Here is a 12953-nt window from a genome sequence, read left to right on the forward strand (position 1 = left end):
AACACGCCAAAAACCCAGCCAGTCTCCCATATATATATATGAAGAGGCTTTTACTTTTGAACGGAGACGGGAGGAATTAGGATGGCGGTGTATCGTACTGTGCAGGTGAATTTTTGGCAGGATGATTTTGTTTTGGATTTGACGCCGGAGGAGCGGTATTTTTATGTTTATTTGTTAACTTGTTCGAAGACGACGCAGTGTGGGATTTTTCCTTTTCCAAAGCGGTTAGCTGAGATGGAGACGGGTTATAATCGGGAGACTGTTGATAAGCTTGTGCAGCGCTTCATTGATTATGGGAAGATTCTTTATGATGCGGATACTCGTGAGTTATTCGTTTTGAATTGGCTTCGTTATAATCCGGTGACGAATATGAATGTGGAGAAGTGTGTGCTTCGTGAGCTGAAGGGTGTGAAGAATAAGGAGTTTGTACATATATTTCTTCAGAAGTGCGTAGAGGAGGAGCTGAATGTTCCGATGCTTTTAGCGCATTTCGGTATGCCGAGTGATTTGGCTGTGGATGATGTTGAGCCAGTTTGTGAGGAGACAGAGGCGGAAGAAGAGGTTATAGAAGAAGAGACGGGAAGTCGCGTGTTTTCTTTTTATGAGCAACATTTCGGAAGTTTGTCTCCGCATACTGTGGAGGAACTGAGTGCGTGGATGGAAGATTTGTCAGAGGAGCTTGTGCTGAAGGCTCTTCAAATTGCGTTTGAGAATAATAAGCGGACGGTTGCTTATGTGAAGGGCATTTTGAGAGGGTGGCACGGGAAAGGATTTACGAAAGTTTCTGAGGTTGAGGCGGATACGGCGAGCTTTCGGAAGAAGGAGTCGTCTGTTAGTACGGGGGAGACGGAGGAGTTTTTGGCGAGGTGTGAGGAGTGGGAGAAGAATGCGCCGTCAGAGGAAGAGTTGCAGCGCTTTTTAGCGGAGCGCGGGTGGCGGCCATGAGTATTCAAAATGTGGAGGCGGAAAAGACGGTGTTAGGTTCTCTATTGCTTGATGGAGAGCTTATTAAGGAGTGCCGTTTGACGGAGCAGTATTTTTCGATGCCGGTGCATAAGTCTATATTTCAGTTAATGCGAAAGATGGAAGGAGAGGGGCAACCGATTGATCTTGTGACTTTCACTTCTAGGTTGGACCCGAATTTTTTGAAGGGCATCGGGGGAATGGAGTATTTTATAGGGTTAATGGATGGTGTGCCTACTACTAGCAACTTCTCATATTATGAGGGGCTTGTTCGAGGTGCGTGGAAAATGTATCAGGCTGGTGTTCTCGGGCACAAGATGGGAGAGCGTCTTATTGCGGAGAAGAGTGAGAAAGTTATCGGTGAGACGATTACGGCACTTTGTGAGTTAGAGGAGAAAGACTCTGTATGTGAGTTTGATTTGAAGGATGCGTTAGTTGATTTGTATGAGGAGCTTCATCAAGATGTGAAAGAGATTACTGGTATTGAGACTGGTTATACATCGTTAAATAAAATGACGTGTGGACTTCAGGAAGGTGATTTTGTCGTCCTTGGTGCGCGTCCTTCTATGGGGAAGACTGCGTTTGCGCTAAATGTTGGACTACATGCGGCGAAGTCTGGAGCGGCGGTGGGATTGTTTTCGTTAGAGATGAGTAGTAAGCAATTATTGAAAAGGATGGCTTCTTGCGTAGGCGAAGTGTCAGGAGGTAGGCTGAAAAATCCGAAGCATCGTTTTGCGATGGAAGATTGGGAGAAGGTAAGTAAGGCGTTTGCGGAGATTGGTGAGTTGCCATTTGAGATTTATGACAATGCAGGCGTTACGGTGCAAGATATTTGGATGCAAACTCGTAAGTTAAAGAGGAAGCACGGTGATAAAAAGATTTTAATTATTGTAGATTATTTGCAGCTTATTACGGGTGATCCGAAGCATAAGGGCAATCGATTTCAAGAAATTAGTGAGATTTCTCGTAAGCTTAAGTTATTAGCGCGTGAATTAAATGTTTGTGTAGTAGCGTTATCACAGTTATCTCGTTCTGTAGAGTCACGACAAGATAAGCGTCCGCTATTATCTGATTTAAGAGAGACCGGACAAATTGAGCAAGATGCGGATGTCATTATGCTTATGTACCGCGAAGATTATTACGATAAGGAAACGAAGCAGAAAGAGATGACGGAGATTCATGTGGCGAAGCATCGGAATGGGCCTGTGGGGAGTTTTAAGCTGAGGTTTATGAAGGAGTTTGGTCGGTTTGTGGAGGGAAAATAGTGAAAAGACTGGAGTATCACTTTGCAAATAAAATAAAGCATAAGTGTTCTATTTCATTCACTTATGCTTTATTTTTTGATTCTTTCAATATGCTTCTCATTTCCCCATAAAGAAAGACTTTCTCTCTGCAGTAATCCATTGCTGCAAATCATCTTGGCTACGTCGGACAAGTCGATTTACTAAAACATCATGCCATACGTAATCCTCTAATAAGTATATATGAACGGGGTCATCTGTATAAAAAGCAATATTACGCTCTTCAAGTGATGGTCCATAAATCATCTCTTTAGAATCTATTGATACAATAAACCAATGTTCTGTAGACAAGGTCTCTGTATAAGGTGTTATACGGTGAGCTTCTAGATTTTTAATGGGATTTTCAACATGCAGGGTAATACCTTGTATTGTAACTTTATCAGCTACTTCAGATAGATCTTCTTTTAACGCTTCATACATCTCATCCCACATTGAAATGACAATACGCCGTTCTGCTTTTTTTATTAATGTCTGACAGTAGCTAATGATTGTTTGATTGTCTTTTAAAGTAATTACTCGATTATCCGTTTTTTCCTCGGAAGTTTCTAGTTTTTTTAATGAATCACTTATTCCTTCGTAAGTAGATTGCCATTCTGTTTGCGCCTTCTGTAAAAAGATTTCAACAGGTAGAGGTGAATAGCGAGTGGTGTCATTTATTTCTTCCTTCATGACAATTCCTTTTTCTACAAGGTTACCCAAAATCTCATAAATTCGCGCTCTTGGGACACCCGAATCTTTACTCACTTGGTAGGCTGTGACAGGCCCTTGTTTAACAAGAGATACATAAGATTTAGCTTCATATTCATTAAAACCAATTTTTTTAAGCTGTTGCACTATGTAGTCCACTTTTTTTCCTCCGATGTTTGCTTTTATATTTTAACGTTACAATAACTCTTTACATTTAGCAAATTGGTAGTTACTATTACAATAGTGACTAAAGGGGAGGCTACTAATATGGATTTTTATTTAGACCCATCCGTATTAATGATTTTGATTGTTTTTGGATTTGTAGCTGCATTTATTGATTCAGTTGTAGGTGGTGGTGGATTGATCGCCTTACCAGCTTTATTATTTACAGGACTGAATCCAGCAAGTGCAGTAGCTACGAATAAACTAGCATCGACAATGGGAAGTGCAACTAGTAATATTGTGTTTTATCGTTCTGGTAATCTTGATTTGAAATCGGCGTTTAAATTAGTTCCGCTCACTTTCATAGGTTCCATAATAGGGGCATGGACTGTTCATTTAATGAATCCAGAAGTACTGAAGCCGTTGATGCTGATTATGCTTGGTGCGGTCGCTATTTATACGATATTCAAAAAGGATTGGGGTAGTATTTCCACTCATAAGAAATTGTCTGGTCGACACGTCATTATTTTTACTTTCTTTGTTTTTGCTATTGGTTTTTATGATGGATTTCTAGGTCCTGGAACAGGTTCGTTTTTAATGTTTTCTCTTTTATTTATTGGGTATGACTTTTTAAAAGCAGCAGGTAATGCGAAGCTTCTTAATTTAGGAAGTAATGTTGGTGCATTATTGATGTTTATGTATGTAGGGCAAGTCAACTATGCGTATGGTTTTATAATGGGGATTGCTCAAATTGCTGGAGGGATTGTTGGCTCCAAATTCGCTATAAAAAAAGGGAGCGGGTATGTTCGTGCCCTTTTCATTACAGTAACTTGTTTATTGTTAGCGAAAAATCTGTATGACTATATTCAGTAAGTAATTAAAGAACGTAGAAAAGGTCAAAGATGCAGATTACATAAAATATAAGAAGACACTAGGGAGAAAATTCCTTTTAATATTTTTTAGATGCTACCTTATTTGAAGATAGCATCTAAAAAAGTCTCATTAAAAAGGAGAATCTAAGTGAAGAGAATGAAAATAATATAAACTCATATTTTTCTGGGGTATGTTTATTGATTCTATTGAAATGTTTACTCTATATTCTTCTTATAATTAGGCCTCAACAAACCCTTAAAATCTAACTCAGCAATTAGCACACTCAACAATATAAGCGTAGCCCCTAAGTATCCTTTTCCTGTCAGCGTTTCACCTGTGAAAACGAAAGCAAAGCCTGCGGAAAAGACAGGTTCTAATGAAAAAATAAGACCTGTATGGGTAGGTGTAGTGTATTGCTGGGCGATAACTTGCACGATGAATGCGACTGCGGTGCAAAATATACTTAAGGCTAGGATGATTAGCCATGAGTTGGTTGTGCTAGGCAGTTTTGGCGTTTCGATAATGAATGAAAAAATAAGACTAAATAGGCCGACGAAGCCGAGTTGTATGACTCCAAGTGCAATGGAATTCACATGTTTCGTTACACTTCCAGTAATGATGACGTGGATCGCATAAAACAGGGCAGACAGTATGCAAAATATATCGCCGTTACCGATTTTGAATTCGCTCGTTAATGTTAATAAGCCGATTCCTATTATCGTTAAAATGATCCCTACTATAACTTTCTTTTCCGGAATGTGTTTTAAAAATATAGCTGATAATATTGGAATGAAAATGACTGTGAGACATAGTAGGAAACCAGCATTAGAAACACTCGTATACTTTGTACCGAAAGTCGCGAAAATGTAAACGATAAATAAGACAGAAGCGAGTATAAATGCATATTTTACAGTTTTAAAATCGATCTTAAATAAATGTTTGTAAAATATTAAACCTGATAAAAGAAAAGCGATAATAAATCGTAATGCGATTAAATTATATTCTTCTATGCCATCAAGTCCAAGCTTTGTAAGTAGGATGGATGCACCCCAAAAAAATGTAACTAGTAGTAACATTAAATCCGCTTTTAATTGTAGTTTCATTTCTATTCCCTCGTTATGTATAAATTTTATAAGCCCATACCCCTATCCCCATTATTCATTTTAATATTAATTCTGAATATTTGTAACTTAAATTTATCGACGTTTTATTCCATAAAAAAAAGAGGCTGTTTATAAAACAGCCTCTATGTATCTGAAAATCCGAACCTTGACTAAAGACTACGTAGAATCTCCAACCCTTTTCTTGTTAAATGAATCCCTGCTCTACCTTTTTTTATTTCCACATAACCTTTCATCTTCAGGAAGTTCAATCGGTGTCTAACCTGTGCCTCAGTTAATTTCATTTCGACTTCTTGGCTCTTTTCAGAAATAATTCTTCGTCCGATTGCCTTTCCATTTTCTTCATAATTCATGATAAGGGTAAGGATGAAAAGTGATTCTTGATCAAGAGCGTTTGAACTTGAAGAAAAGGGTTTAATATTTTCTGCCTGATCACTATTTGTTTTCTTATGTGGAGGCTTTTGAAAATAATGTTGATTAGGCAAATCATTTTTTGTTATTTGGTTTCCGGTACGGACAGCAAGCATATAATCTATCGTATTTTTAAGTTCTCGTACATTTCCGTACCATGGATATCCTTGAAGTTCTTCAATTAGTTCTTGTTCAATTTTGACTTTAGGGTCCGATAGTGCGACAAAATGTTTAGCTAATAATTCAATGTCATTTCGGCGTGCCCTTAATTCGGGGAGGTGTATAAAGAGTACTTTAAGCCGATGGTATAAATCTTCTCTAAACATATTTTCTTGAATCATTTTCAGTAGATCTTTATTGGTCGCTGCAATAATCCGGACGTCTATCGGGATTATTTGGCTTCCGCCAACACGCATAATCTCTTTTTCCTGCAATACTCGAAGTAGTCGTGCTTGAAGTTTCAGGCTAATATCTCCAATCTCATCTAAAAAAATAGTGCCACCATTTGCTTGTTCAAATAAACCCATTTTCCCGCCCTTTTTTGCCCCGGTAAACGCTCCGTCTTCATAACCAAATAATTCACTCTCGACTAAATCATCCGATAAAGCACTAAAGTTAACGGCAAGAAAAGGGCCGCTATTTCGCTGGGAAGCATTATGAATAGCACTTGCAAACAACTCTTTTCCGGTACCACTCTCACCCTCAATTAATACAGTTAAATCAGTCTTAGCTAACCTTTTGGCAATTTGTTTCGTGTCTTGGATCGTAGAGCTAATCCCAACGATGTTATGAAAATTGTATTTTGCTACATAACCTTTTTTGACAAATTCTTTTCTCAATTTCCGTTCAAATCCGATGGTCTTAAGGGCATTTCTGAAAGTAACAATAATCGATTGATCATTTATATGTAGGCGTTCCACTATTACATCCAAGCCGTTTACAACAAATATTCCGCTTTCTTGTTGCTTATCTGAAAGGATGAAGTTCACTAAATCGATATTATCAATAATGGCATCAATCGGATGACCAATAGCGTTTTTACTTTTTATTTTCAGCATGCTTTCTAAGAATTCATTAAAGACAATAATTCTTCCTTCATAATCAATAGCTAGTATGCCATCACCAACACCATCAATAACTTGATGAAGTTGTCGATGAGCTTTAGCTAAATTCTTTGTTAAATCTACTATTTTTCGATAGTATCTCTCAGAAACGTGGTTACCTGATTCCTCCATTAAATGAAATCGATCTAGAATGGACATGATTGTCGTAATATCTATTAATCTATGACCGATATTAATTACTTTTTCTACAAAGTCAGGGATAATTTCAAGTTCGCCAGGTGTGATTGCGAGCTTAATCATTTGTATATTCGTTTTTCCAGGATAGTATGGGACATATTCAATGTGGTTCAGCCCCAATTGACGCATCGTTTCAATGGATTCGTATACTGTTTCATGATTATCATTCACATATAGGGCTTGTGTTCCTTCTGGTAAAAATAAAAGCTGGTCCACGTTTTCGTAATTTAATGTTCGTTTTGCTATTATTACTTCGCAGTTTTCCCCAATAAAGTCTTTCACCGTTTCTATCGTAAATGTATTAGGTAACAAGATTAATGTAGAATGAAATACTTTTGGAATGCTTTCTTCTACAGAAAAACTTTCAATATCTATGAGGTCACCTATCATCTCCGTTAGTTGTTGATGTAGGGCTTTTCGTGTTTCTTTTAAAACGGTGATCAATACAATGTGGTTAGTTTCAAATTTGTTCATAGAGCACCTCTTTAGTTGAATGGAATTGGTCTAAAGTTGGTTATTAAATGGTTATTATGTAACCATTTAATAACCAATTATAATACATTTCAACATAGTAAACACCGATAAAGTGACAAAATATTTAAATATGTGTAAATAATCGTTTAAATTTTAATGTTGGCACGATATTTGCTTATATCAATGGTGTGTAAAGAAATAATGAAATGAGTAGAGTCATAATTTATATATTTAATTCTTTACCACTTGCTAGAAAAGGGAGGTTAAGAGTATACAATTTCAGCAGAGAAAGACAACGAAACCATTTAAATTATGAGGTGAGAGAAAATGAAACCACTAATTGGTGTTACGGGGTATTATATTGATTATAGTGAAATAGGGAAGGAGGGCTTACGAGGGCTGCCAGGTCAAGATATGGCTATCTTTTCTTATGACTACATTCGTTCAATTCAACGAGCAGGTGCAACGGTTGTTCTACTTCCAATTGAGGAAGTTGATCAAATTGAGTCCACACTTAATCAATTAGATGGATTGTTATTGGCTGGTGGCGCGGACATCAATCCAATTTATTACGGTGATACTCCAAAATCATATATAGGTACTGTAGAGGAAGAACGAGATAATTTTGAATTAAATTTGGCAAAGCAGGCTTTAGAAAAAGATATTCCTATTCTAGGAATTTGCCGAGGATTACAGGTGTTAAATGTTGCAGCTGGTGGATCTCTTTATCAAGACTTAGAGCACGAGATGGGGCCAGAATATTTCCATGTTCGAGAACAGTTCCGTAAATGGCAAGGCTCTCATTCTGTAGATCTTCTGGAAGAGGGGAAAATTTATGAGGCCATTGGCCAAAAATCTTTAATGGTTAATTCTTTTCACCATCAAGCAGTGAAAACATTAGGAAAAGATTTCGAGGCGAGCGCATGGTCCTTTGATGGTGTAATAGAGGCTATTGAATCGAAAGCTCATCGTTATGTAGCAGCCGTTCAATGGCATCCAGAAATGATGTCGGAAAAGGATGTCTTGCAGCAACGTTTATTTAACCAATTTGTAAATGAAATTAGTAAAAAGGTAGTTAAATCCTAGCGTGTTATAAATAAAAGAATTGGTGGATAGCTTGGTACGTCATGGTAGTGGGGAAACCAGACTGCCGGCTGCTTGTAAAAGTAATAATCATTGGGGGATGAACAAATCCCCCAATGATTAAAGTTTCACTCTATTGCAAAGGGGATTGGTATATGAGTCAAGTATCAGAGAAGGCAGTTTCATTCGAGCCAGAAGAAAAAAAGGAAAGAAAAGAATGGAAAATAAACGTATTTGCAATGTTACTTGTCTTGTTAGTTATTGCGGCTGTTATTACACATATATTGCCAGCAGGAAAATATGAACAGATTGAAAAAAATGGGTATACAACAGTAGATCCAAATTCATTTAAATGGATTGAATCAACGCCACTTGGATTTTTTGATACGGTAAAATCTATTCCTACAGGGATGGTAGAAGCTGCTAATATTATCTTTTTTATTCTGATTATTGGAGGTTTTTTTGGTGTATTAAAGGCATCCGGTACAGTTGAGGCTCTTGTTTCAACGATGGCAAAAAAACTTGCTAACCGTGAAAAGTTAATGATTCCTATTATCATGCTGTTCTTTGCGCTTGGCGGGTCATTAATGGGAATGGCGGAGGAAGCTTTAGTGTATGTACCTCTATTTATTCCGCTAGCTCTTGCGGTTGGATTTGATACGATAACAGGAACTGCGATGGTACTAGTAGGAGCGTCCGTCGGATTTACAACGGCAATTATGAATCCGTTTACAGTTGGGCTGGCTCAAGGGATAGCGGGTCTTCCTATGTATTCGGGGATGGGGTTCCGCCTCGTTTTATTCGTAGTCATATATGTAATTGCTGTTACATTCGTTTATCGTCATGCGATGAAAGTAAAGAGGGATCCTGCAAGCGGAATTTACGGAAAATTCGATACAAACAAGCAAGACAGCCTACTAACAGCGAAAGTAGAGTTAACAAAAAGACATAAATGGATATTAACGGCCTTTTTAATCAATTATATTATTCTTGTATTTGGTGTTATTAAGTACGAGTGGTATATAAAAGAAATTGCAGCCTTATTTATTATTTTAACTATAATCATTGCAATTCTCGGCAAGATATCTCTTGATGATACTGTAGAATCTTTTACACAAGGATCGGCATCTTTAATCGGGGGAGCTTTAATCATTGGTGTATCACGCGCTATTTTAGTTGTCTTGAATCAAGGGCATATTATAGACCCACTACTGTATCAAGTGTCGGAAGGAATGGAACATATTTCTCCTTTTTTAAGTGTTGTTGGAATGTACAACTTCCAAGTAGCGATTCATTTTATTTTAGCATCAGGTAGTGGTCATACAATGTTGACAATGCCTATCATGGCGCCACTTGCAGATTTATTGGACATTACACGCCAAACAGCTGTATTATCCTTTTCATTCGCGGATGGTATTGGAAACATTATTTTTCCCACAGGTGGTACGCTAATGGCTGGATTAGCAATTGCAGGAATTTCATGGACAAGGTGGGCAAGGTGGATTCTTCCTTTAATTCTAATTGAATACTCAATCGGTTTAATAGCAGTTATAATTGCTCATCTTATTGGTTATGGTCCGTCTTAATAAAAGGTGGATATGCTTTCAATTATAGAAAGTTCGGATTTGAAGAAGATCGCTAAATAATGATGATAGAAAAGCCCGGTTTAGAAGGGCTTTTTTTCTATGTAAAATTTCATTTGTTTTGTTTACATAATATCTTTACAATCATTTGATAAAATATATGTAACTGCATATTGTGAGGGTGGGTGGTTATCCCTTCTTTCCATTTGGAAGGAAAGGGGGTGATAATATGGAGTTTTTGTTTGACCTTGTAAAAGAATTTGTAAAAGCGACTGTACGTGAAGTTTCAGCGTATTTTTTGCGGAAGCAACTTCTGGGTAAGGACAACAAAAAACCCACTCCGCGCCGTAGGAAGCAAAAGGGTGGGTTTCGTAAAAAATAGTAACGTGTAATAACCACCACCCTATACGGTAGCAGTTAAGGAAGAGATGTTAGCGCATCTCTTCTTTTTATTATATGCCATTTTATTTGATGTCATACTTATATAGTATTCTACGGAAAATATATCATATTCCTATTTTGTGGTCAATTTGATCCCGCTTTAACGGGCAGTAAGACCCCCACCTCAAAATTCAGTGGAAGCAAAGAAGTTAGGTGGGGGATCAACTGTCCGTAAAAGTCCGATTGGTTCAACTAATAATCAGTGGGGGATGAACAAAACCCCCCACTGATTAAAGTTTCACTTTATTGCATGATTGAAAAGGTGTAGTCTTATTCCTCTTCAAACTGAAAAATATCCCTGTTAATAAGTTGGTGGAGATACCTATCCATTTCAGCAGCAGAAACTTTTCTTTCATTTTTAAACCACCATGCGCTTAATGAGGTGATTGCCCCTGAATAAAATTCAATGATTAGATCATTTGGCATCGTATGATTTTTGCGCAGTTGATGTAACGCTTCTATTTCTTGTTTTCTCGTTTCGTGACTTAAATACTGTGTCCGGTTAATAAATTGTTCATCAGACATTTGCGTTTCTAATATTTTACCGATTTCTTCATGGTGTAGAAATTGTTCCATTACTTGAAATGGTTTACTTAATCGATCTGAAACGGGTATTTCAGCAATCATCTTGCTGTATCGTTTAAATCCAAATGCTAATAAAGCATCTTTATCTTCAAAGTGTTTATAAAAGGTTGTTCGGTGTACCATCGCGCGGTCACATATTTGGTTAATTGTGATCGTACTATATTTCTGCTTTGATTGTGTCATTAATTCAAATAAGGAATCCCATAGTAATTTATGTGTACGTCTAATACGTAAATCAATTTGTTTTTCATTATCGTTCATCTACAATTCTCCTTTTTTGTAGATTAAATATACAGTGGCTGAAAATTGATTCTCCCTTTTTAATCTACATATGTATATTATATTACATGTGTTTAGGTATATTTATCGTTTTTTTAGCAAGAAACAGGAGGAGAATTTGTAAATGAATATGACAACTAAGAGCCCTGCAAGTGGCAAAGTTGATACTTCTAATTTGAAACATACCCCCATTTTAATTGCATTACTTCTAGGGGCAATGGTTGCATTATTAAACGAAACGTTACTTGGTAATGCGTTAACCGTATTAATGAAAGAATTTGGCGTAACAGCTTCAACGATTCAATGGCTTTCTACAGCTTACATGTTAGTAGTTGGGGTTTTAGTCCCAATTACAGCGTTACTTCAGCAATGGCTCACAACGAGACAAATGTTTTTGATCGCTATGGTAACGTTTTTAGCTGGTACATTAATTGCGGGATCCGCACCGACATTTTCTGTTTTATTAGTCGGCCGTATCGTCCAAGCTGTAGCGACGGGATTAATTACACCGTTATTAATGAATACGATTTTAATCATTTGTCCACCTGAAAAACGTGGTGCCACAATGGGATTAATCGCACTTGTGATGATGGCAGCTCCGGCAATTGGTCCTACATTATCTGGAGTAATCGTAGACTCACTAAATTGGCGCTGGTTATTCTATATTGTTATTCCTGTCGTGATCATTTCCATTATGATTGGAATGAAGTACATTCAAAATGTTTCAGAGTTAACAAGGCCAAAAGTAGATTACCCATCTATCCTTTTATCGACATTAGGATTTGGCGGATTTGTGTATAGCTTTAGTGCATCAGGTGATTTAGGATGGTCCGATGCGAAAGTATATGGCGCTTTAATTGTTGGGCTTATCTCATTATGTATTTTTGTCGTTCGACAATTAAAAATTGAGAATCCAATTTTAGAATTACGCGCATTTAAAGTTCCGATGTTTACATTATCAGTCGGATTAATTGTCATTGTGATGATGTCGTTATTTTCAACGATGACTTTATTACCGATGTTCCTGCAAACAGTTTTACTCGTTACAGCTTTTAAGTCAGGGATCATCATGCTTCCGGGAAGTGTTATTAGCGCTATAATGGGACCAATTGCAGGTAAACTATTTGATAAATTTAGTCCGAAAGTTATTATCGTTCCCGGCATTGTGTTAGTAGGGATTGCAATGTTCTTATTTAAAGGCATTACTCCTGATACATCAATGTTACAAATTATTATTATGCATAGCGTATTAATGGTTGGACTTATGTTTGTCATGACAGCACAAACATACGGTTTAAATCAATTAACACCAGATTTATATCCGCATGGAACAGCACTGTTTAATACGTTGCAACAAGTAGCTGGTGCAATTGGTACAGCTATCTTTATTTCGAAAATGTCTTCAGGAACAACTAAGTATATGGAAAGCTCCGCAAATCCACTGGATCCGGTAGAGAAGTTAAACGGTTTAACTTCAGGATTCCAAGGTGCATTTGCACTTGGGTTAATCTTTATTATTGTTGCATTTATCGTATCGTTATTCTTAAAAGAAGAGAAAGAAGGAGTAAAGAAAGCGAGAGTTTTACAGAACGAACATTAAGGTTTATATAAAAAAGACATCTTTCCCTAGCAAAGATGTCTTTTTCATATTTTTTTCGTAACACTTGTTTTGGTTGTCTTCATACATAA

At 37.1% G+C, this 12953-nt stretch carries 11 protein-coding genes; 7 read left to right on the plus strand and 4 right to left on the minus strand.

Features of this window, described 5'->3' with window-relative positions:
* Positions 1-81 precede the first annotated feature (81 nt).
* Both NST90_RS04810 and dnaB read left to right on the plus strand, forming a co-directional pair.
* The gene (locus NST90_RS04810; protein ID WP_098541730.1) at positions 82-945 is read left to right on the plus strand and encodes a DnaD domain protein; all 864 of its coding nucleotides are present in this window, start codon (positions 82-84) and stop codon (positions 943-945) included.
* Entirely contained in the window at positions 942-2228 is a 1287-nt protein-coding gene (gene dnaB, locus NST90_RS04815; protein WP_140160720.1) for a replicative DNA helicase, read from the plus strand. Before NST90_RS04810 ends, dnaB begins: the two co-directional genes overlap by 4 nt.
* A 96-nt stretch (positions 2229-2324) precedes the next feature.
* On the opposite strand, the gene NST90_RS04820 is transcribed toward dnaB, so the two are convergent.
* Complete coding sequence (locus NST90_RS04820; protein ID WP_000384623.1) at positions 2325-3110, minus strand: TrmB family transcriptional regulator; 786 nt, start codon at positions 3108-3110, stop codon at positions 2325-2327.
* A gap of 108 nt (positions 3111-3218) precedes the next feature.
* Here NST90_RS04820 and NST90_RS04825 point away from each other — a divergent pair, with 108 nt between their 5' ends.
* Positions 3219-3986, plus strand: a complete 768-nt coding sequence (locus tag NST90_RS04825; RefSeq protein WP_000348458.1) for a TSUP family transporter — start codon at positions 3219-3221, stop codon at positions 3984-3986.
* A gap of 215 nt (positions 3987-4201) precedes the next feature.
* On the opposite strand, the gene NST90_RS04830 is transcribed toward NST90_RS04825, so the two are convergent.
* Positions 4202-5089 (minus strand): DMT family transporter, encoded by an 888-nt coding sequence (locus tag NST90_RS04830; RefSeq protein WP_283748251.1) that lies wholly within the window; start codon positions 5087-5089, stop codon positions 4202-4204.
* Positions 5090-5259: 170 nt separating this feature from the next.
* Entirely contained in the window at positions 5260-7293 is a 2034-nt protein-coding gene (locus NST90_RS04835; RefSeq protein ID WP_283748250.1) for a sigma 54-interacting transcriptional regulator, read from the minus strand.
* Positions 7294-7620: 327 nt separating this feature from the next.
* On the opposite strand from NST90_RS04835, the gene NST90_RS04840 reads away from it, so the two are divergent.
* The 3 genes from NST90_RS04840 to NST90_RS04850 all read left to right on the plus strand — a co-directional run bounded on the left by NST90_RS04840 (position 7621) and on the right by NST90_RS04850 (position 10341).
* Positions 7621-8379, plus strand: a complete 759-nt coding sequence (locus tag NST90_RS04840; RefSeq protein WP_283748249.1) for a gamma-glutamyl-gamma-aminobutyrate hydrolase family protein — start codon at positions 7621-7623, stop codon at positions 8377-8379.
* 152 nt (positions 8380-8531) lie between these two features.
* Positions 8532-9962: a C4-dicarboxylate ABC transporter permease gene (locus NST90_RS04845; RefSeq protein WP_283748248.1), complete on the plus strand. Its 1431-nt coding sequence runs from the start codon at positions 8532-8534 to the stop codon at positions 9960-9962.
* 226 nt (positions 9963-10188) lie between these two features.
* On the plus strand, positions 10189-10341 hold the full coding sequence (locus NST90_RS04850; protein WP_000394757.1) for a hypothetical protein: 153 nt from the start codon (positions 10189-10191) through the stop codon (positions 10339-10341).
* A 329-nt stretch (positions 10342-10670) separates the two neighbouring features.
* Here the strand turns inward: NST90_RS04850 and NST90_RS04855 are convergent, their stop codons facing one another.
* Positions 10671-11246, minus strand: a complete 576-nt coding sequence (locus NST90_RS04855) for a TetR/AcrR family transcriptional regulator (protein ID WP_000999273.1) — start codon at positions 11244-11246, stop codon at positions 10671-10673.
* A gap of 142 nt (positions 11247-11388) precedes the next feature.
* Here NST90_RS04855 and NST90_RS04860 point away from each other — a divergent pair, with 142 nt between their 5' ends.
* Complete coding sequence (locus NST90_RS04860) at positions 11389-12864, plus strand: MDR family MFS transporter (protein WP_283748247.1); 1476 nt, start codon at positions 11389-11391, stop codon at positions 12862-12864.
* Positions 12865-12953 lie beyond the last annotated feature (89 nt).

Source organism: Bacillus sp. FSL E2-8900 (assembly GCF_037966225.1).
Lineage (GTDB): Bacteria > Bacillota > Bacilli > Bacillales > Bacillaceae_G > Bacillus_A > Bacillus_A cereus.

Bases quoted from the DNA above. Each gene is read 5' to 3' on its own strand.
- NST90_RS04810 (WP_098541730.1), top strand. From the start codon at position 82: ATGGCGGTGTATCGTACTGTGCAGGTGAATTTTTGGCAGGATGATTTT.
- dnaB (WP_140160720.1), top strand. From the start codon at position 942: ATGAGTATTCAAAATGTGGAGGCGGAAAAGACGGTGTTAGGTTCTCTA.
- NST90_RS04825 (WP_000348458.1), top strand. From the start codon at position 3,219: ATGGATTTTTATTTAGACCCATCCGTATTAATGATTTTGATTGTTTTT.
- NST90_RS04830 (WP_283748251.1), bottom strand. From the start codon at position 5,089: ATGAAACTACAATTAAAAGCGGATTTAATGTTACTACTAGTTACATTT.
- NST90_RS04835 (WP_283748250.1), bottom strand. From the start codon at position 7,293: ATGAACAAATTTGAAACTAACCACATTGTATTGATCACCGTTTTAAAA.
- NST90_RS04840 (WP_283748249.1), top strand. From the start codon at position 7,621: ATGAAACCACTAATTGGTGTTACGGGGTATTATATTGATTATAGTGAA.
- NST90_RS04845 (WP_283748248.1), top strand. From the start codon at position 8,532: ATGAGTCAAGTATCAGAGAAGGCAGTTTCATTCGAGCCAGAAGAAAAA.
- NST90_RS04850 (WP_000394757.1), top strand. From the start codon at position 10,189: ATGGAGTTTTTGTTTGACCTTGTAAAAGAATTTGTAAAAGCGACTGTA.
- NST90_RS04855 (WP_000999273.1), bottom strand. From the start codon at position 11,246: ATGAACGATAATGAAAAACAAATTGATTTACGTATTAGACGTACACAT.
- NST90_RS04860 (WP_283748247.1), top strand. From the start codon at position 11,389: ATGAATATGACAACTAAGAGCCCTGCAAGTGGCAAAGTTGATACTTCT.